Here is an 18898-nt window from a genome sequence, read left to right on the forward strand (position 1 = left end):
GATCCCATGAAGACCAGGAACGACGACGGCATCACCACCGCCGAGTACGCCGTCGGCACCGCCGCGGGGGCCGGGCTCGCCGGGCTGCTCTACCAGCTGCTCACCGGTGGCTTCGGCGACCAGCTGCTGCGGTCGCTGTTCGACCACGTGCTCGGGCTGCTGGGCATCGGATGACCCGACGCCCCGCCCGGCGGTGGGCTGGCGACCAGGAACGCGGCGCGGTCACGGCCGAGCTGGCTCTCGGCCTGCCGCTGCTGCTGGCGGTGACGGTCGGCCTGGTCTGGCTGCTCGCCGTCGGCGCCGCCCAGGTCCGCGTGGTCGACGGCGCTCGCGAGACGGCCCGGATGCTGGCCCGGGGCGACGCCGAGGCGGCCGCGCTCGCCCGCGGCACGGCGGTGGCGGGGCCGGGCAGCCGCGTGCGCGTGGCCCACCGGGGTGACGAGGTCGCGGTGACGGTGACCCGGTCCTTCGACGGTCCGGGCGGGGTGCTGGAGGTGCTGCCGGGCGTCCGGCTCGAGGCGGAGGCGGTGGCGGTGACCGAGGAGTCCCCGTGAGCCGGGAGGAGCGTGGAGCCGCGACGCCGATGGTGGTGGCGTGCCTGTCGTTGCTGCTGGTCCTCGGGGCGGCGCTGGGGGTCGTGGCGGCGATGGTCCACGACCAGCGGGTCGCTGAGTCCGCGGCCGACCTCGCGGCCCTGGCGGGCGCGACGGCGCTCCAGCGGGGCGACGACGCCTGCGCGAGGGCGGGTGCGGTCGCCTCCGCCAACGGCGCTCGGCTGTCGGGGTGCCTCACCGACGGGACCGACGTCGTGGTCCGGGTGGTGGTGGTCGGGCCACGGTGGCTCGGCCAGCGGGGCGACCTCGAGGCCCGGGCCCGCGCCGGACCCGGGGTCAGGAGTGCGGGGCGTGCTCGAGCAGGACGTCGAGGAGGGCGACGGCGCCCTCCTTGTCGAGGGGGTGATTCTGGTTGCCGCACTTCGGGGACTGCACGCACGACGGGCACCCCTCGGGGCAGCCGCAGTGCCGGATCGCGTCGCGGGTCGCGTTCAGCCAGGCCACCGCCTCCTCGTACCCGCGCTCCGCGAACCCCGCACCACCGGGATGACCGTCGTAGACGAAGACCGTGAGCCGACCTGTGTCGGGGTGGAGCGCGGTCGACACCCCCCCGATGTCCCACCGGTCGCAGGTCGCGAAGAGAGGAAGGAGCCCGATCGAGCAGTGCTCCGCAGCGTGGGCCGCTCCCGGGAGGTCGACCGGCAGGATGCCGGAGTCCTCGAGCGCGTCGTCCGGCACCGTCCACCAGACCGCAGTGGTGCGCAGGGTCCGCTCCGGCAGGTCCAGGGGCTCCTCGCCGATCACCTCCCCCGAGGGGCGGCGCTTGAGGAACGACACCACCTGGTGGGTCACGTCGACCTCGCCGGTGGCCAGCCGGCAGCCGCCCCAGGTGCGGTGGCGGCGCTCGGAGGCGATCGTGACGGAGGTGGTCTCCCGCGCCGAGGTGGTGTGGTCGGGGTCGCTGCGCTCCATGACGGCGACCCGGTCGTCGAGGTCGAGGTCCTGCACGACCCACGTCTCGCCGGCGTGCACGTAGACGGCGCCGGCGTGGGCGGTCGAGTGGGCGCGCGATGCGTCGACGGTCCCGACCACTCGTCCCGTGCCGACCTCGAGCAGCTGGACCGGGGCGCCTCCGGTCGAGCGGATGTCGGCGAGGTCGGCCGCGCGCCGGGCGTCGGTCCAGAACCACCCGCGGCTCCGGCGCCGCAGGAGCCCCGCGTCCACGAGCTCGTCCACGACGGCGCCGCTGGTCGGCCCGAACAGGGGGAGGTCGTCCTCCACCAGGGGCAGCTCCTGGGCGGCCGCACACAGGTGCGGCCCGAGCACGAAGCGGTTGTCGGTGTCGAACACCGTCGCCTCCACCGGCTGCCCCACCAGCGCTTCCGGGTGGTGCACCAGGTAGGTGTCGAGGGGGTCGTCGCGCGCGACCAGGACGCCGAGCGCGTCCCCCGCGCCGCGGCCGGCGCGGCCGAGCTGCTGCCACAGGGCCGACCGGGTGCCCGGGTAGCCGGCCATCACCACGGCGTCGAGCCCGCTCACGTCGATGCCGAGCTCGAGGGCGCTGGTGGCGGCCAGCCCCAGCAGCTGTCCGCTGCGCAGCCTCTGCTCGAGGTCGCGCCGCTCCTCCGGCAGGTAGCCGCCGCGGTAGGCCGCCACCCGACCCGGGAGCGAGGGATCGACCTCGGCCAGCGCGCCCGCGGCGGTGAGCGCCACCTGCTCGGCACCCCGCCGCGAGCGGACGAACGCCAGCGTCCGCACCCCGTCGACGACCAGGTCGGTCAGCAGGTCGGCCGTCTCGGCGGCCGCGGAGCGCCGCACAGGCGCGTCGTTCTCCCCCTTGAGAGAGGTGAACGACGGCTCCCAGAAGGCCAGCGACACCTGCCCGCGGGGCGAGGCGTCGTCGGTGACGGCGACCACCGGGAGGCCGGTGAGCCGACTGGCGGTGCCGGCGGGGTCGGCCATGGTGGCCGAGGCCAGCACGAACGTCGGCTGCGCGCCGTAGCGGGCGCACACCCGCCGCAGCCGCCGCAGCACCTGCGCCACGTGGGCGCCGAAGACACCCCGGTAGTGGTGCGCCTCGTCGACCACGACGACGTCGAGCATCGACAGGAACCGGGCCCACCGCTCGTGGCCGGGCAGCAGCGAGCGGTGCAGCATGTCGGGGTTGGTCAGCACGTACTCCCCGTGGTCGCGCGCCCAGTCGCGCAGCTCCCGGCTGCTGTCGCCGTCGTGGGTGGTGACCCTCGTGTCCAGCCCCAAGGCCCGCAGCCCCGCCCACTGGTCCTGTGCCAGCGCCTTGGTCGGCGCCAGGTAGAGCACGGTGGAACCCCGTTCGCCCCCCGCGCCCCGCAGCCGGTGGACCCCGGCGAGCGCCGGCAGCTGGAAGGCCAGCGACTTCCCGGACGCGGTCCCGGTCGAGACCACCACGTGGCGCCCCCCGCGGGCGTGGTCCGCCGTCTCGACCTGGTGCCGCCACGGCAGCACGACGCCGCGGCCGACGTAGGCCTCGCGGACCTCGTCGGGGACCCATCGGGGCCACGGCGCCGTGACGGCCGCCCGGGGTGCGAGCTGCTCGAGGTGGGTGAGCCGCGCGGCCCGCCCGGGGGGCGCGACCAGCCGCGCCACCAGGTCGGCGACCGGCGACGGAGGTCCGGAAGGCGCGGACTGCACTCGCGCAGTGTGGCAAACGGGCACGACACGGTCGGGCGTGGTTTGATTGTGGAGGAGACGACACCACGACGCCGCGGTTTTGGGGGCCCGGCCAGGGCCGAGGGAGAAAGCACAGACGTGGACCTGACGCTGACCACGCGCGAGGCCGACGGCAAGACGATCGTCGCCGTCGGTGGAGAGATCGACGTCTACACCGCGCCCAAGCTCCGCGACAAGATCAGCGAGCTCGTCGCCACGGGGTCCTACGACATCGTGGTCGACATGCACGAGGTCGAGTTCCTCGACTCCACGGGGCTCGGGGTGCTCGTGGGCGGCTTGAAGAAGGTGCGGGCGCACGACGGTTCGCTCCGGCTGGTGTGCAACCAGGACCGGCTGCTGAAGATCTTCCGGATCACCGGGCTGGCCAAGGTCTTCGTGATCCACGAGACGGCCGACGAGGCGCTCGCCGCAGGGTGATCCGCCCGGTGCGGTACCGATCGGTGTGGTGCCGCTCACACCGGGGTGCGGACCCCCGGTTGCGTCTGCGTAGACTCCGCTCGTTCGCACGCTCGTGAGTTGAGTCACTCCCAGGAGGAATGCATGACCGGGATCCTTCCCGCTGTCGTGGATCTCTCCGGAGGCAACTTCATCCTGGTCCTCGTGGTGCTCCTGATCGCCCTCGGCGCTCTGGGCATGGCCTACATGTTCCGCCAGGAAGTCCTTGCCGCCGGTGAAGGCACCGACAACATGAAGAACATCGCGCTCGCAGTGCAGGAGGGGGCCAACGCCTACCTGCAGCGGCAGTTCCGGACGCTCGGCATCTTCGCCGTCGCCGCGTTCCTGCTGCTGCTGGCACTGCCTGCCGAGGATTGGATCGTCCGGGTGTTCCGGTCGGTGTTCTTCCTCGTGGGTGCCTCGTTCTCCGCCGCGATCGGCTACCTCGGCATGAGCCTTGCGGTGCGCGCGAACCTGCGGGTCGCCGCGGCCGCCGAGAGCGAGGGCCGGGACCCGGCGATGAGCATCGGCTTCCGCACCGGCGCCTTCGTCGGCATGGCGACCGTCGGCCTCGGCCTGCTCGGCGCCAGTGTCGTGGTGCTGCTGTTCCAGGACCACGCCCCCGAGGTGCTGGAGGGCTTCGGCTTCGGGGCGGCGCTGCTCGCCATGTTCATGCGAGTCGGCGGTGGCATCTTCACCAAGGCCGCCGACGTCGGTGCTGACCTGGTCGGCAAGGTCGAGCAGAACATCCCCGAGGACGACCCTCGCAACGCGGCGACGATCGCCGACAACGTGGGCGACAACGTGGGCGACTGCGCCGGCATGGCGGCCGACCTCTTCGAGTCCTACGCGGTGACCCTGGTCGCGGCCCTGATCCTCGGCTCGATCGCCTTCGGCGATGCCGGCCTGGTCTTCCCGCTGCTCGTGCCGGCGATCGGTGCCCTGAGCGCAGTGGCGGGCGTCTACCTCACCAGGCCTCGCGCCGGCGAGAACGGGCTGGTCACGATCAACCGTGCGTTCTACCTCTCGGCTGCCTTCGGTGCGGTCGCGTCCTTCGCGCTCGCGTTCATCTACCTTCCCAGCGACTTCTCGGAGCTGACCGGCGCCGGCAACAGCGCGCTCGACCAGCTGATCGGGGTGACCCCGGAGGGCAACCCAGCCCTGATCGCCGGGCTGGCGGTCGTCATCGGCGTCGTGCTGGCCGCTGCAATCCTGGCGCTGACCGGCTACTTCACCGGCACCGACTACCGTCCGGTCAAGGACGTCGGCCGGACCTCGCTCACCGGCCCGGCCACGGTCATCCTGTCGGGTCTCTCGGTCGGCTTCGAGTCGGCGGTCTACACCACGATCGTCATCGGCGCCGCGGTGTTCGGCGCCTACCTGCTGGGTGCCGGCTCGCTCTCCATCGCGCTGTTCGCGGTGGCGCTGGCCGGTTGCGGCCTGCTCACCACCGTCGGCGTGATCGTCGCGATGGACACGTTCGGCCCGGTCTCCGACAACGCCCAGGGCATCGCGGAGATGTCCGGCGACGTGAGCCCCGAGGGCGCGCAGATCCTCACCGAGCTCGACGCCGTCGGCAACACCACCAAGGCGATCACCAAGGGCATCGCGATCGCCACCGCCGTGCTGGCGGCCAGCGCGCTGTTCGGCTCCTACATCGGCACTGCCATCGACGCGGTTCGAGACGCCAACCCCGACAACGAGGAGTTCTCGTCGTTCGTGACGGGCTTCTTCGTCTTCGACCCTGCCGTCCTGGTGGGAGTACTGCTCGGTGTGTCCGCGGTCTTCCTGTTCTCCGGCCTGGCGATCAACGCTGTCGGCAGGGCTGCGGGCGCCGTCGTTTTCGAGGTGCGGCGCCAGTTCAGGGAGATCCCCGGGATCATGGAGGGCACCGGCCGCCCGGAGTACGGGCGGGTCGTCGACATCGTCACCAAGGACTCGCTGCGCGAGCTCGCCACCCCGGGGATCCTCGCGATCCTGGCGCCCATCGCGGTCGGGTTCGGCCTCGGAGTGGCGCCACTGGCCGGATTCCTGGCCGGCGCGATCGGCGCGGGTACGTTGATGGCCGTCTTCCTCGCGAACTCCGGCGGCGCCTGGGACAACTCCAAGAAGCTGGTCGAGGACGGCCACCACGGTGGCAAGGGGTCGCTTGCCCACGAGGCGACGATCATCGGCGACACCGTCGGCGACCCCTTCAAGGACACCGCCGGTCCCTCGATCAACCCCCTGATCAAGGTGATGAACCTGGTGTCCCTGCTCGTCGTGGGAGCCGTGGTCAGCATGACCCTCGGCGAGGACGCGAACCGTCCCCTGTCGATCGTCATCGCCCTGCTGGCTGCAGGCGGAATCGCTGGCGCGGTCATCGTGTCGAAGCGCCGCTCTGCGGTGATCGGCGACGACGACCCGGGCACCCCGGCCGAGCCGCCGGCGGCCCCGCCGGAGGCTGACCACGACCCGGCTCCGGTTGCCGGTCACGACCCGGCCCCGACGTCCGACCAGGACGTGGAGCCGACCCAGCAGTTCGAGGCACCCCAGGAGTCGGCCCAGCAGCACCGCTAGCCGCGCCGTCTCCTCCTCGGCCCCGTCCGGTCCGTCCGGGCGGGGTCGAGGTGCGTCCGGGGCCGGTGCGAGGATCGGGCCGTGGACGTCCCGGCCCTGCGCGCAGCCCTGGTCGCGGCCCGGTTCACCCACGACGAGGTCGTCGAGCGGCTCGGCCCGCGGGCCCACGCGGCGCTCGGCCGCAACGAGACGACACCGGCGCTCCGGCGCACGGGCGGGGGCTCGCCGCTCGACACCCTCACCCGGCTGTTCCTGCTGCAGGCGCCCGTGGGTCGTGCGGCCGCCGACCGGGCCCTGCCGGGGCTGGTCGAGCCGATGGCGGCCGAGGGGATCCTCGAGCCGAGCGGGGGCGAGGTGCGGGCCCTGCTCGACTGCCGTCCGTACGCCGACGACGACCGTGACCTGTGGGTGCTCAGCGACCTGACGCCCGGTCTCGACGGCGCTCCCCACGCCGTCGACGCCGACCACGTGCTCGGCGTCAGTCCGGCCTCGATCTCGCTGGCGCAGCTGACGGTCCGCGACCGGGTGACCAGCGCGCTCGACCTCGGCACCGGCTGCGGCGTCCAGGCGCTGCACCTCACCGGCCACGCCGACCGGGTGGTCGCGACCGACGTCAACCGCCGCGCGCTCCGCCTGGCCACGCTGACCTGTGCGCTCAACGAGGTCGACGTCGACCTGCGCGCCGGCTCGCTCTGGGACCCCTTCGAGACGGGCGCAGAGCGCCCTCCTCAGGGACCAGCCGAGGGGGGTGAGCGGTTCGACCTGGTGACCACCAACCCGCCGTTCGTGGTCTCCCCGCCGGGCGCCGACGTGCTGGTCTACCGCGACAGCGGGCTCCCCGGCGACCAGGTCGTGGAGCGGATCGTCCGTGGCGCACCCGACCACCTGACCCCGGGTGGCTGGTGCCAGGTGCTGGCCAACTGGGTCGTGCTCGACGAGGTGCCGTGGGAGCAGCGGCTGGCGGGCTGGGTCGCCGACGACTGCTCGGCGCTCGTGGTGCAGCGGGAGGTCCTCGACCCCGCCGAGTACGTCGAGCTGTGGCTCAAGGACGCCGGCCACCACGGCGCCCCCGACTACGCCGGGCGGTACGACGCGTGGCTCGCCTGGCTCGACGGCCAGGGCGTGGCGGGCGTGGGCTTCGGCTGGATCAACGTGCGTCGCGCGCCCGGTCCGCGGACCTTCCTGGACCATCCCTACGCCGTGGAGCAGCCGATCGCGCCGACGGTCGCGGCGTGGGGAGCGGCCGTCGACCGGCTGTCCGGGCTCGACGACGAGGCGCTGCTGGCGGCCAGACCGGTCCGGCGCGACGACGTCCGGCAGGAGACCGACGGCGAGGCGGGGGCCGAGGACCCCGAGACCATCGTGCTGCGCCAGCACCGTGGGCTGCGCCGGGCCCGCCCGGCCGACACCGTGACCGCGGCGCTCGTGGGAGCCGCCGACGGCGAGCTCGCGACCGGCCAGCTCCTGGACGCACTCGCCACCCTGCTGCTGCGGGATCCCGCGGGTCTCCGGGCCGAGCTGCTCCCGGTGGTGCGCGAGCTGGTCGCCGAGGGCTATCTCACGGTTCGTTGACACCTCGCGCTACCGTGATCCGCCGACGGCCGCGATCCGCCGCCGCCCGGAGCAACCTGCAGGAGAACCAGCCACGTGCCCCACAAGCTCGTCATCGTCGAGTCCCCGGCGAAGGCCCGCACCATCGGCGGGTACCTCGGCGGCGACTACGTCGTCGAGTCGTCGATCGGCCACATCCGCGACCTCCCGAACAGCGCCGCCGACACCCCGGCGAAGATCAAGGACCAGCCGTGGGGACGGCTCGCCGTCGACGTCGACCACGGCTTCGAGCCCTACTACGTCGTCCCGCGTGACAAGAAGTCCCACATCAGCAAGCTGAAGAAGCTGCTCAAGGACGCCGACGAGCTCTACCTCGCCACCGACGAGGACCGCGAGGGCGAGGCCATCGCCTGGCACCTCCTCGACGAGCTGAAGCCCCAGGACATCCCGGTCAAGCGGATGGTCTTCCACGAGATCACCAAGCAGGCGATCCTCGAGGCCGCCGAGAACCCGCGCGACCTGGCGATGGACCTGGTGGAGGCCCAGGAGACCCGCCGGATCCTCGACCGGCTCTACGGCTACGAGGTCAGCCCGGTGCTGTGGAAGAAGGTCATGTCCGGCCTCTCCGCCGGCCGGGTGCAGTCGGTCGCCACCCGCCTGGTCGTCGACCGCGAGAAGGAGCGGATGGCGTTCCGGGTCGCCTCCTACTGGGACCTCGAAGGCACCTTCGATGCCGGCTCCGACCACGAGCCGCGGATGTTCCCCGCCCGGCTGCACAGCCTCGACGACGTCCGGGTCGCCCGCGGCTCCGACTTCGCCAACGACGCGACCCTCACCAAGCAGGACCGGGTCCACCTCACCCGCGCCGACGCCGAGGCGCTGGCGGCCTCGCTGGCGGACACGACGTACGCCGTCCGGTCGGTGGAGTCCAAGCCGTACACCCGCAAGCCGTACCCGCCGTTCCGCACCACCACCCTGCAGCAGGAGGCCTCCCGCAAGCTCGGGATGAGCGCCTCGGTCACCATGTCGGTGGCGCAGCGGCTCTACGAGAACGGCTTCATCACCTACATGCGCACCGACTCGACCACGCTGTCCGGCGGCGCGGTGGCGGCGGCGCGCTCGCAGGTCAGCGAGCTGTACGGCGGCGACTACCTGCCCGACAGCCCGCGGACCTACGCCAGCAAAGTCAAGAACGCCCAGGAGGCGCACGAGGCGATCCGGCCCGCCGGCGACTCGTTCCGCACCCCCGCGCAGACCGGCCTGTCCGGCGAGCAGTTCCGGCTCTACGAGCTGATCTGGATGCGGACGGTCGCGTCCCAGATGAAGGACGCGAAGGGCGAGTCGGTGACGATCCGGCTCGGCGGGCAGGCCGCCGACGGCCGCGACGCGGTGTTCTCGGCCAGCGGTCGGACGATCACCTTCCACGGCTTCCTCAAGGCCTACGTCGAGGACCTCGACGACAGCTCCAAGCGACGCGACGACGCCGAGACCCGGCTGCCGGCTCTCGCCGAGGGCGCCGCCGTGTCCGCGGCGTCGGTGACCCCGGAGGGGCACGAGACCAAGCCGCCGGCCCGCTACACCGAGGCGACGCTGATCCGCGAGCTCGAGGAGCGGGAGATCGGGCGGCCGTCGACCTACGCCTCGATCATCGGAACCATCCTCAACCGCGGCTACGTCTACAAGAAGGGGACCGCGCTGGTGCCGGCCTGGCTCGCGTTCTCGGTGACCCGGCTGCTGGTCGAGCACTTCCCGCGCCAGATCTCCTACGAGTTCACCGCCCGGATGGAGGACGTCCTCGACGACATCGCCGGTGGCCGCCGCGACCGCAACACCGAGCTCGCGGAGTTCTACTTCGGGTCCGGCGACGTCGAGGGGCTCAAGACGCTGGTCAACGGGCTCGGCGAGATCGACGCCCGCGAGCTGGCGACGTTCCCGATCGGCGAGCCCGAGGACGGCATCAAGCTGCGCGTGGGTCGCTACGGGCCCTACCTCGAGGGCGACGAGGACGGCCCGTACGCCGGCAAGCGCGCCAACGTCCCCGACGACCTGCCGCCCGACGAGCTGAGCACCGCCAAGGCGCGTGAGCTGTTCGCCAACCCCGCCGGCGAGGAGATCGAGCTCGGCGAGCACCCCGAGACCGGGCTGCGCGTGGTCGCCAAGAACGGCCGCTACGGTCCCTACGTCACCGAGCAGCTCCCCGAGGACGCGCCGAAGAAGGAGCGTCCGCGCACCGGGTCCCTCTTCAAGTCGATGAGCCTCGACACGATCACCCTCGACGACGCGGTGAAGCTGCTGTCCCTGCCGCGGGTCGTCGGCACCGATCCCGAGTCGGGCGAGGAGATCACCGCCCAGAACGGTCGCTACGGTCCCTACCTGAAGAAGGGCTCGGACTCGCGGTCGATCGACTCCGAGGAGAAGCTGCTCACCATCGACCTCGACGAGGCGCTGAAGATCTACGCCCAGCCCAAGCAGCGCGGCCGGGCGGCGGCCGCCGCCCCGCTGAAGGAGCTGGGGAACGACCCGGTCTCCGGGCAGCCCGTGGTGGTGAAGTCGGGCCGGTTCGGCGAGTACGTCACCGACGGCGAGTACAACGCCACCCTGCGCAAGGACGACACCGTCGCCGACCTCACCCTCGAGCGCGCTGCCGAGCTGCTCGCCGAGCGGCGCGCTCGCGGCCCCGCCAAGAAGGCGGGAAGGAAGACCGCCAAGAAGACGGCGAAGAAGGCGGCCGCCAAGAAGACGGCGAAGAAGTCGACGACCAAGAAGACGGCCGCCAAGAAGGGCTGACCCACGCCCGGTGGTTGAGGTGTGAGGCGCGCCAGCGCCGAGCCTCGAAACCCCGTACGGGCTCCGGGGCGTCGGTGGCCGCCCGTAGGGTGAACCCGTGAGCCCAGCTGGTGGTCCCGGGACCTACGCCGACACGGGGGTCTTCGTGTGCTTCGAGGGCGGCGAGGGTGCCGGCAAGTCGACCCAGGCCGACGCCCTGGCCCGCTGGCTCACCGAGGCGGGCTACGCCTGCCGCCTCACTTTCGAGCCCGGTGACACTCCCGTCGGCAAGCAGCTGCGCGACATCGTGCTCGACCCCGCGACGGGCGAGCTCTCGCCCCGCACCGAGGCCCTCCTCTACGCCGCCGACAAGGCCGAGCACGTCGACACCCTCGTGCTTCCGGCGCTCCGCCGGGGCGAGGTGGTGATCACCGACCGCTACGTCGACTCCTCGATCGCCTACCAGGGCGCCGGCCGGGTGCTCGGGCTCGACGAGGTCACCCGCCTCCAGCGCTGGGCCACCGCCGAGCTGCGGCCCCACCTGACCGTGGTGCTCGACGTCGCCCCCGAGCACGGGCTGGGCCGCTTCGACGGCCGCGACCGGATCGAGGCCGAGGGGCACGAGTTCCACGAGCGCGCGCGCCAGGCGTTCCTCGCGCTCGCGGCGGCCGACCCCGACCACTACCTGGTGGTCGACGCCCACCAGCCGGTCGACGAGATCGCCGCGCTGGTGCGCGAGAGGGTGACCCCGCTGCTGGGGCAGGCCGCCCGGTGACCGCCGCCACCGTGCCCGCCCGCACAGTGTGGGACGACCTCGTCGGCCAGCAGCGCGTCGTGGAGTCGCTGCGCCGGGCCGCCGGCGGACACGGCATGTCCCACGCGTGGCTGTTCACCGGTCCACCCGGCTCCGGCCGCTCCAACGCAGCGGTGGCGTTCGCCGCGGCTCTGCAGTGCGAGGACGGCGGGTGCGGCGACTGCCACGAGTGCCACACCGTGCTCAAGGGCTCCCACGCCGACGTCACGATGGTCCGGACCGAGAAGCTGTCGATCGGGGTCGACGAGGTCCGCGACCTGGTCCGCCGCTCGGCCCTCGCGCCCGTCGGCCGTCGCTGGCAGATCCTCGTCGTCGAGGACGCCGACCGGCTCACCGAGCAGGCCTGCAACGCGCTGCTCAAGGCGATCGAGGAGCCGACCGACCGCACGGTCTGGATGCTGTGCGCACCGACCGTGGAAGACGTGCTGCCGACGATCCGCTCCCGGTCCCGGCTGGTGTCGCTGACGACCCCGACGCCGAGCGACGTCGCCGAGTTCCTGGTCCGGGTCGACGGTGTCGAGGCCGGGCTGGCGGCGTACGCCGCCCGGGCCAGCCAGGGGCACATCGGCCGCGCCCGGGCGCTGGCGCGCGACGACGCCGTCCGCGCCCGACGTACCAGCGTGGTGTCGATCCCGGCCCGGCTGACCTCGCTGGGGGCCTGCCTGTCGGCGGCCACCGAGCTCACCGAGACGGCCAAGGTCGAGGCCGAGGCGATCACCGACGCGCTCGACGCCCGCGAGCGGCAACAGCTGGCGGAGGCCCACGGCGTCGTCGAGCGCGGCCGGCGCCCCCGGGAGTACGGCCCGGCGCTCGCCGCGCTCGAGCGCAACCAGAAGACCCGCGCCAAGCGGCGTCACCTCGACGTGGTCGACCGCAGCCTGATGGACCTGGTGTCCGTCTACCGCGACGCCGTCGCCCTGGCCGCCGGCGCGCCGGGCGAGCTGGTCAACGAGGAGCGGCGCGGCGAGATCGCCCACCTGGCCGAGACGTCGAGCGCCGAGCTCAACCTGCGTCGGATCGGATGGGTGTTCGAGGCCCGCGAGCAGATGCTGGACTTCAACGTGCCTGTGCAGCTGGCGCTGGAGTCGATGATGGTCGCGCTCCGGCTGCCCGAGGGGGCCCGCCGGTGAGGCGGGTGGTGGCGTGGGTGCTGGTCGTCGCGCTCGTCCTCTCGGGGCTCGGGGTCGTGGTCGGCCTGGTCGTGTTCCGCGACGCCGGTGACACCGCGGGCCCGCCGGAGCAACCCCCCACCGAGGCGGCCCCGGAGGAGGGATCCGCTGACGCGCCCGACCCGACGCTCGACCGCTTCTACGGCCAGCGTCTCGACTGGTCCGCCTGCGGCGAGCACCAGTGCTCCCGGCTCACGGTGCCGCTCGACTACGAGCAACCCGACGGTCGCACCCTCGACCTCGCGGTGCTCCGGGTCCCCGCCTCCGGGCGGCCGCAGGGGTCGCTGGTCGTCAACCCCGGCGGTCCCGGCGCCCCCGGGACGGCGTACGCCGCCGCGGCCTCGCAGGTCCTCGGAGACGCCCTCGTCAGCAGCTTCGACGTGGTCGGCTTCGACCCTCGCGGCACCGGCACCAGCGCACCGGTCGACTGCGTCACCGACGCCGAGCTCGACGCCTTCCTGGCCTCCGACCCCTCGCCCGACGACCGGGCCGAGGCCGACCGCTTCCTGCAGCTGTCCGGGGCGATCCCGAGCGGTTGCGCCGCCGACGACGCCGACCTCGCCGCCCACGTCTCCACCGTCGAGGCGGCCCGCGACATGGACGTCCTGCGCTCCGCCCTCGGCCACCGCCAGCTCGACTACCTCGGCAAGTCCTACGGCACCAAGCTCGGCGCGACCTACGCCGAGCTGTTCCCCGACCAGGTCGGCCGCTTCGTGCTCGACGGCGCCCTCGACCCGACACTCTCCACCCGCGAGGTCAACCTGGGACAGGCGGAGGGCTTCGAGACCGCGCTGCGCGCCTACGTCTCGAACTGCGTGGAGTCCACCGACTCCTGCTACCTCGGTGACTCCGTCGACGAGGGACTCGCCCGGATCAGCGACTTCATCACCGAGGTCGACGCCCGCCCCCTGCCCACCGACGGCGATCGCGAGCTGGCGGTCGGCAACGCGTTCTACGGGATCGCGGTCACGCTCTACGACCGGAGGTACTGGACCATCCTCAGCGGCGCCCTCCGGGCGGGCCTCGACGGTGACGGGACCGCGCTGCTCGGGCTGAGCGACGCCTACAGCTCCCGAGGTCCCGGTGGCTACACCGACAACAGCAGCGAGGCGTTCGTCGCCATCAACTGCCTCGACGACCCGTTCGCCCTGCCGGCCCGGCGGATCCCCGCCCAGGTGCCGGCCTTCCGCGAGGCCTCGCCGACCTTCGGCGACGTGTTCGCGTGGAGCCTCGTCGGCTGCCTCGACCAGGAGGCCGAGTCGATCGAGGAGCCGCTCGACATCGACGCGGCCGGGGCGGCGCCGATCGTGGTCGTCGGCACCACCCGCGACCCGGCGACGCCGTACGCGTGGTCCGAGGCGCTGGCCGACCAGCTCGAGTCGGGCGTGCTGGTCTCGCGCGACGGCGACGGCCACACCGGCTACCACGCCGGCAACGCCTGCGTGGACGGCGCCGTCGAGGGCTTCTACCTCGACGGGACCGTCCCCGACGACGGCCTGTCCTGCTGACGGCTCGGTCGTCGTACCCGACGCCTGCGTCGTGGAAAACGGCTGATCCACGACACGGATGCCGGGTACGACGAGATCAGCGTGCGGTGATCGGCTCGGCGACCGACTGGATCCGCCGGGTCGCGAGCTCGATCATCAGCCGCGCCGCCGGCGACAGGGTCGCTTCGGTGCGGTGGACGACGGCGAAGGTGTCGAACTGTCGTGGCCGCAGTGGCGCCAGTCCGGCGTGGGGAGCGAGCCGGGGGAGCAGCTGCTCGGCGGCGCCCCGCGGGATCACGGTGTCGGCGAGCCCCATGCCGACCAGCTCGACGACCGTCTCGACGTCCTCGACCTCGATCCGGGTCTGCGGGTTGTGGCCGGCCTCGTGGAGCATCTGCCGCAGGATGATCCGGGTGGAGTCGTCGCCCCGCCACGTGGTCTCGGGCATCACGAGGGCGGCCCGCGCGAGGCGTTGTGGGGTGATCTGGCCCGACAGCCGGTCCGGGTCGGCGCTGACGAAGACCAGCTCGTCGCGTGCGACCGGGGTCACCGACATCCCCTCGCTCGACACCGTCGGTACGGCGATCATCGCCGCCTCCAGGCGGCCCCGGCGCAGGTCCTCCTGGACCTCCCTGGAGTTCTGGCCGATCAGCTCGACCCGGACCCCCGGGTGCTGCTTCAGGACGTCGGCGACCAGCCCCGCGCCGGCGTACAGCCGGGCGGTGCCGAACATCCCGAACCGGATGGTCCCGGTCTCCAGGGTGGTCGCGCTGCGTGCGGCCCGCCAGGTCTCGTCGGCGGCCGCCAGGGTCCGTTCCGCGTGCGGCCGCAAGGTGTCGGCGACCGTGGTCGGGACGACCCCCCGCCCGACCCGCCGGAACAGGGGGGCGCCGAGGGACTTCTCGAGGGACCGGATCTGCTCGGAGACCGACGGCTGCGCGTAGCCGAGCTCGGCCGCCGCAGCCGTCAGCGATCCGTGCTCGTACGTCGCGAGGAAGCAGCGCAGCTGGTGCAGCGAAAACAAAGGCTTCTCCTTGAGGTCCTCCAGACAACTCAGGCTACCCCTATGAGTCGAGAGGCCCGAGAATGGTCGCGTACCCAACCGCACGAGACACCCGGGGAGGACCCGTGTTCGACCACCACTGCACCGCGTGTGACCGCCGCCAGCTGATCTTCCCGAGCCAGGTCACCCGCATCGACAACACCGACCACGGCATCGAGGTGGCCTTCGGCTGCTGGTGCGGTTCCCAGCAGATTCACCTGACCGGTCGCCGCGCCGACCGCCGCCGCCTCACCCACGCTGCCTGAGGCACCTACGACGGTTTCGTCGTCCGGCGCGCTGCTCCGTATACTCACCCGGGTTGCCCGGGCCGAGCACCACCGACCGCCCGGGCAGCGCGCCGCCTTAGCTCAGTCGGTAGAGCGATTCACTCGTAATGAATAGGTCGTCGGTTCGATTCCGACAGGCGGCTCCGCTCTCGCCCGGAGACCTCTGTGCCCCGGATCCGCGTCACCTGGTGACTCGAATCCGGGGCACTGTCGGTTGTCAGCCGGGCCAGACCGCAGTAGCGTGACGCGCAACTTGCGGTTGCGTGAGTCAGGAGCGGGCATGGAGCACGGCAGCATCGAGCGGGAGCTGCACATCGAGGCCACACCCGAGGTGGTCTACGAGGTGATCAGCTCGCCCGAGCACCTCCGGGAGTGGTGGCCCGACGACGCCGAGCTCGAGCCGGTCCTCGGCGCCGCGGGGACGGTCACCTTCGGGGACCCGACCTCTGGCGAGGCGAAGGTGGAGGCCCTCACGGTCGTCGAGGCCGACCCGCCGCGCCGGTTCGCGTTCCGGTGGGTGTACGACGACGGCGCACTGCCGGCCCCCGGCAACTCCCTGCTCGTCACCTTCGACCTCGTCGCCGACGGTGACGGAACCCTGCTCCGCTTCACGGAGACCGGCTTCCGCGAGAGGGGATGGGAGGCCGCCGTGCTGGAGGAGGTCTACCGGGACCACGTCCGGGGTTGGGACCACTTCCTGCCGCGCCTGGTCTCCCATGCCGACGGTCTGGTGGCCCGGTCGTGAGCACCGCGATCGACGACGACCTCTGGAGCGCGGTGGGTGACCCGACGCGCCGACGCGTGCTGGACCTGCTCCTGGCCGACGGCGTCGGTACGGCGAGCAGCCTCAGCGAACAGCTGCCGGTCACCCGTCAGGCGGTCGCCAAGCACCTGGGGGTGCTGGACCGCCATGGGCTGGTGAACATGACCCCCTCGGGCCGCGAACGCCGGTACCAGGTGGACGAGGCCCAGCTCGCCCGGGCGGTCGCCCAGCTGTCCGCGGTCGGCGCGGAGTGGGACGCCCGCCTGCGGCGGATCAAGAGGCTGGCCGAGCGGATCGAGCGCAGCCGGGAGGGCTGACGCCTCCGGGCCCGACGGGTGCGCCGTCGCGGGCGACGGCGCACCCGGTCGCCTGCCCGCTACGAGGGAAGGCGGGTACGGCCGGCCGCGGCGAAGTCACGGGCGGTGGCTTCGGCGAGCTCGGCGGTCATCGGGGAGGCGGTCCCCGTCGCGAGGAGGGAGCGGAGGCCGGCGTCCAGGAAGTGGGTCCACGCGTCGTGGCACACCTCGTAGCACTGCAGCTCCGGGACGAGTCCCTCGTGCGTCACGGTGACGACCGTGCCCGCCGCGGTGCGGGCCACCTCGAAGACGACGTCGGTACCGATCCACTCGGCCTGGTCGTCGACGAAGCTGAAGTGGTTGTCGAGCACGTGCCACACGGTCCGCCGGCCCGGGTCGGACTCCGTGACCCGCATCCGGGTGCGGTGGACGCCGGGCATGTCGAAGCCGAACTCGTCGCCGACGTCCCGGGCGGATCCCTCGATCAGCTCGTTCCACCAGGCCGCGGGTCTCGCGATGGCGGCGGAGACCTCCTCCGGGGTGCTGTCGACCGTCAGGGTCGTGGTGAAGCTCTCGGTCATGATCCTTCCTTCCGTGGGTCGAGGGCCGCGGGCACGGGTGGCGAGGACCATGGGTCGGGCAGCCCCTCGCCCGTGGTGATCAGGCTCCGCAGGCTGCCGTCGACGTAGTGCAGCCAGGCCGTGGAGCACGCCTCGAAGCACTCCACGTCCGGCACCAGGCCGACGTGGGTGAACCGCAGCTCGGCACCCTCCCCGGTGGGAGCGATGTCGAACACGATCAGGGATCCGGTCCACTCGGCGGGCTCCGAGATGCCGGCCAGGTGGCTGTCGGTGACCCGCCAGGCCACACGGCGCCCCGGCTCCAGCTCCACCACCTGCTGGACGCTGTGGTGCTGCGGAGGATGTCGGTAGGTGAACTCCGCGCCGACGCGGTCCGCGCGTCCGTCGATCTCGCCGGTCCACCACGCGCCCACGTCGAGGATCGCGTCGAAGACCTCCTGGGGGGACTGCTCGACCGAGAACGTGGACGCGTGGTCGCGCCCGGCGCCTGGTCTGCGGGTCGTGCTCGTGCTCATGGGACCTCCAAATGTGCAACTGTTGGTTGCACGAGGGTAGGCGACAAAAGAGGGTCACGCAACCAAGAGTTGCGTAACAGATCACGGTCAGGCGGACACCAGCCGCAGCTCGCGACCGGTGAAGGCGGCCAGGGCAGCCGCCTGGTCCTCCACCTCGGCCCGCGCGGGGGCGGGCAACGACCGGGCCAGGCCGAGGCTGACCGTCGTGGTGCGGCCGGCGTCTTTGCGCTTCCACCAGCCGACGTCGCGGCGGCCGTGGACGACCACACCGCCGCCCGCCTCCGCGAAAGACGAGTGACCCGTGCCCCACGGATGGTCGGGGAGGCGGGGCAGGTTGCTGCCGGGGTAGGTCAGGTATGCCTCGTCGAAGACCGGCAGGAGGAACGCGCCCTCGGCCGGGTCGGGCCCGGCTGCGTCGGCGCCGTACCAGTGGTCGACCCCGTCGACCTCGATCGTGGCGAGCGCGTCACCCAGGTCCGCCACGGCAGCCCGCACCTCGCGCTGGGTCAGGGTGCACCACCGAGCCAGCTGTGCGGCCGAGGCCGGCCCGTGGCCGGTGAAGAAGCGGAGCACCAGTTCGCGGACGGCGTCGTCGCGGTCCTTCGCGGGCGCGGGTGCGACCCGCTCGTCCAGGAGTGTGTAGGTGTGCTGGCCGTTGACGTGCGGTCCGGAGCAGACCAGGCCCTCCAGCTCCGCGATGCCGATGACCTGCCCGAGCCGCTCCCCGGCCAGGTCGTCGCGGCCGACCGCGGCAGCCACCTGTCGACGCGTGAGCGGCGTGTCCGCGAGGGTGGCGAGCAGCCGGTCCACCTCGCGCCGGAGCACCGCCGGATCGCCGAGGCCGAGGCGTCGCGTGCGTCCCGCCATCGACCGCAGCACCTTGGGGCCGGTGAGGTCGAGGAGCCAGCGCACGTCCTCGACGGAGACGTAGTGCCAGGTCGGGCGGAGCACGTGGGTGCGTACGACGTGCCCGTCGTCGACGGCGGCCCGCACCGCGGCGTCGTCGGGGCCGCCCGTCCGCAGCGACAGCGACCAGCGCGCGAGCGGAGCGTCCTGGGCCTGCACGGCCAGAAGTGCCCGTACCGCCTGGGGGACGTCGGCGAAGCCCGGGCCGGTGAGACCCTGCGCGCGGGCCCTCCTGGCCAGCACGTCATCGAGCACCTCGGGGCCCACGCGGTCACCTTCTCACGCGACCGGTTCGGCACACTGGCGTCATGGACGACATCCCGCCGGAGCTTCGTGGAGTCTCGCCCGACCCCACCCGCAGGCCGACCGTGCCGACGTGGGTTCGGCTCACGGCGCTGGTGCTGGTCGTCGCCATGGTCGGCTACGCCGTCGCCCTGATCCTGTGAGCCACCGTCGGTGGGCAT

At 72.7% G+C, this 18898-nt stretch carries 18 protein-coding genes, 1 tRNA gene and 1 pseudogene; 15 read left to right on the forward strand and 5 right to left on the reverse strand.

From position 1 onward, the window contains the following. The first annotated feature begins 6 nt into the window (after positions 1-6). The 3 genes and pseudogenes from ACQ1X7_RS01055 to ACQ1X7_RS01065 form a co-directional block, all read left to right on the forward strand. On the forward strand, positions 7-174 hold the full coding sequence (locus tag ACQ1X7_RS01055; RefSeq protein ID WP_432476289.1) for a DUF4244 domain-containing protein: 168 nt from the start codon (positions 7-9) through the stop codon (positions 172-174). Beyond that, positions 171-554, forward strand: coding sequence for a TadE family type IV pilus minor pilin (locus ACQ1X7_RS01060; protein ID WP_432476290.1), 384 nt, complete (start codon positions 171-173; stop codon positions 552-554). The genes ACQ1X7_RS01055 and ACQ1X7_RS01060 overlap by 4 nt, the downstream gene beginning before the upstream one ends. Further along, positions 551-874 (forward strand): annotated as a pseudogene (locus ACQ1X7_RS01065) (Rv3654c family TadE-like protein); the annotation flags it as partial. The gene ACQ1X7_RS01060 and the pseudogene ACQ1X7_RS01065, both read left to right, overlap by 4 nt. Before the next feature lie 16 nt (positions 875-890). Here the strand turns inward: ACQ1X7_RS01065 and ACQ1X7_RS01070 are convergent. After that, positions 891-3224, reverse strand: coding sequence for a DEAD/DEAH box helicase (locus ACQ1X7_RS01070; RefSeq protein WP_432476291.1), 2334 nt, complete (start codon positions 3222-3224; stop codon positions 891-893). 117 nt (positions 3225-3341) lie between these two features. On the opposite strand from ACQ1X7_RS01070, the gene ACQ1X7_RS01075 reads away from it, so the two are divergent. The 7 genes from ACQ1X7_RS01075 (at position 3342) to ACQ1X7_RS01105 (ending at position 14065) form a co-directional block, all read left to right on the forward strand. Further along, positions 3342-3680 (forward strand): anti-sigma factor antagonist, encoded by a 339-nt coding sequence (locus ACQ1X7_RS01075; RefSeq protein WP_432476292.1) that lies wholly within the window; start codon positions 3342-3344, stop codon positions 3678-3680. Positions 3681-3803: 123 nt separating this feature from the next. Then, positions 3804-6257 (forward strand): sodium-translocating pyrophosphatase, encoded by a 2454-nt coding sequence (locus tag ACQ1X7_RS01080; RefSeq protein ID WP_432476293.1) that lies wholly within the window; start codon positions 3804-3806, stop codon positions 6255-6257. A gap of 81 nt (positions 6258-6338) precedes the next feature. Further along, positions 6339-7829: a DUF7059 domain-containing protein gene (locus ACQ1X7_RS01085; protein ID WP_432476294.1), complete on the forward strand. Its 1491-nt coding sequence runs from the start codon at positions 6339-6341 to the stop codon at positions 7827-7829. A 75-nt stretch (positions 7830-7904) separates the two neighbouring features. Beyond that, complete coding sequence (gene topA / locus ACQ1X7_RS01090; RefSeq protein WP_432476295.1) at positions 7905-10595, forward strand: type I DNA topoisomerase; 2691 nt, start codon at positions 7905-7907, stop codon at positions 10593-10595. 97 nt (positions 10596-10692) lie between these two features. Next, positions 10693-11349: a dTMP kinase gene (gene tmk, locus ACQ1X7_RS01095; RefSeq protein ID WP_432476296.1), complete on the forward strand. Its 657-nt coding sequence runs from the start codon at positions 10693-10695 to the stop codon at positions 11347-11349. Then, positions 11346-12518 (forward strand): DNA polymerase III subunit delta', encoded by a 1173-nt coding sequence (locus ACQ1X7_RS01100; RefSeq protein ID WP_432476297.1) that lies wholly within the window; start codon positions 11346-11348, stop codon positions 12516-12518. The genes tmk and ACQ1X7_RS01100 overlap by 4 nt, the downstream gene beginning before the upstream one ends. Then, on the forward strand, positions 12515-14065 hold the full coding sequence (locus ACQ1X7_RS01105; RefSeq protein WP_432476298.1) for an alpha/beta hydrolase: 1551 nt from the start codon (positions 12515-12517) through the stop codon (positions 14063-14065). The genes ACQ1X7_RS01100 and ACQ1X7_RS01105 overlap by 4 nt, the downstream gene beginning before the upstream one ends. 76 nt (positions 14066-14141) lie before the next feature. Here the strand turns inward: ACQ1X7_RS01105 and ACQ1X7_RS01110 are convergent, their stop codons facing one another. Next, positions 14142-15068 (reverse strand): LysR family transcriptional regulator, encoded by a 927-nt coding sequence (locus tag ACQ1X7_RS01110; RefSeq protein ID WP_432476299.1) that lies wholly within the window; start codon positions 15066-15068, stop codon positions 14142-14144. Between the two features lie 104 nt (positions 15069-15172). Between ACQ1X7_RS01110 and ACQ1X7_RS01115 the strand changes: the two genes are divergently transcribed. The 4 genes from ACQ1X7_RS01115 (at position 15173) to ACQ1X7_RS01130 (ending at position 16453) form a co-directional block, all read left to right on the forward strand. Next, complete coding sequence (locus ACQ1X7_RS01115; RefSeq protein WP_432476300.1) at positions 15173-15352, forward strand: hypothetical protein; 180 nt, start codon at positions 15173-15175, stop codon at positions 15350-15352. 91 nt (positions 15353-15443) lie between these two features. Beyond that, positions 15444-15516: transfer RNA gene (locus ACQ1X7_RS01120), tRNA-Thr, on the forward strand. A 137-nt stretch (positions 15517-15653) separates the two neighbouring features. Next, on the forward strand, positions 15654-16118 hold the full coding sequence (locus tag ACQ1X7_RS01125) for an SRPBCC family protein (protein WP_432476301.1): 465 nt from the start codon (positions 15654-15656) through the stop codon (positions 16116-16118). Beyond that, positions 16115-16453, forward strand: coding sequence for an ArsR/SmtB family transcription factor (locus tag ACQ1X7_RS01130; RefSeq protein ID WP_432476302.1), 339 nt, complete (start codon positions 16115-16117; stop codon positions 16451-16453). The genes ACQ1X7_RS01125 and ACQ1X7_RS01130 overlap by 4 nt, the downstream gene beginning before the upstream one ends. A gap of 59 nt (positions 16454-16512) precedes the next feature. Here ACQ1X7_RS01130 and ACQ1X7_RS01135 read toward each other — a convergent pair whose 3' ends face one another. The 3 genes from ACQ1X7_RS01135 to ACQ1X7_RS01145 form a co-directional block, all read right to left on the reverse strand. Beyond that, positions 16513-17013 (reverse strand): SRPBCC family protein, encoded by a 501-nt coding sequence (locus ACQ1X7_RS01135; protein ID WP_432476303.1) that lies wholly within the window; start codon positions 17011-17013, stop codon positions 16513-16515. Continuing rightward, positions 17010-17528: an SRPBCC family protein gene (locus ACQ1X7_RS01140; protein ID WP_432476304.1), complete on the reverse strand. Its 519-nt coding sequence runs from the start codon at positions 17526-17528 to the stop codon at positions 17010-17012. Before ACQ1X7_RS01140 ends, ACQ1X7_RS01135 begins: the two co-directional genes overlap by 4 nt. 87 nt (positions 17529-17615) lie before the next feature. Next, a complete protein-coding gene (locus ACQ1X7_RS01145) occupies positions 17616-18701 on the reverse strand; it encodes a winged helix DNA-binding domain-containing protein (RefSeq protein WP_432476305.1) in 1086 nt (361 codons plus the stop codon). A gap of 41 nt (positions 18702-18742) precedes the next feature. Between ACQ1X7_RS01145 and ACQ1X7_RS01150 the strand changes: the two genes are divergently transcribed. Further along, positions 18743-18880, forward strand: a complete 138-nt coding sequence (locus ACQ1X7_RS01150; RefSeq protein WP_432476306.1) for a hypothetical protein — start codon at positions 18743-18745, stop codon at positions 18878-18880. The last annotated feature ends 18 nt before the right edge of the window (positions 18881-18898 follow it).

The organism is Nocardioides sp. GXQ0305 (assembly GCF_050880345.1).
GTDB lineage: Bacteria > Actinomycetota > Actinomycetes > Propionibacteriales > Nocardioidaceae > Nocardioides.

Coding starts and splice junctions, on each gene's coding strand:
- ACQ1X7_RS01055 (WP_432476289.1), top strand. CDS start 7: ATGAAGACCAGGAACGACGACGGCATCACCACCGCCGAGTACGCCGTC.
- ACQ1X7_RS01060 (WP_432476290.1), top strand. CDS start 171: ATGACCCGACGCCCCGCCCGGCGGTGGGCTGGCGACCAGGAACGCGGC.
- ACQ1X7_RS01080 (WP_432476293.1), top strand. CDS start 3,804: ATGACCGGGATCCTTCCCGCTGTCGTGGATCTCTCCGGAGGCAACTTC.
- ACQ1X7_RS01125 (WP_432476301.1), top strand. CDS start 15,654: ATGGAGCACGGCAGCATCGAGCGGGAGCTGCACATCGAGGCCACACCC.
- ACQ1X7_RS01135 (WP_432476303.1), bottom strand. CDS start 17,013: ATGACCGAGAGCTTCACCACGACCCTGACGGTCGACAGCACCCCGGAG.
- ACQ1X7_RS01140 (WP_432476304.1), bottom strand. CDS start 17,528: ATGAGCACGAGCACGACCCGCAGACCAGGCGCCGGGCGCGACCACGCG.
- ACQ1X7_RS01150 (WP_432476306.1), top strand. CDS start 18,743: ATGGACGACATCCCGCCGGAGCTTCGTGGAGTCTCGCCCGACCCCACC.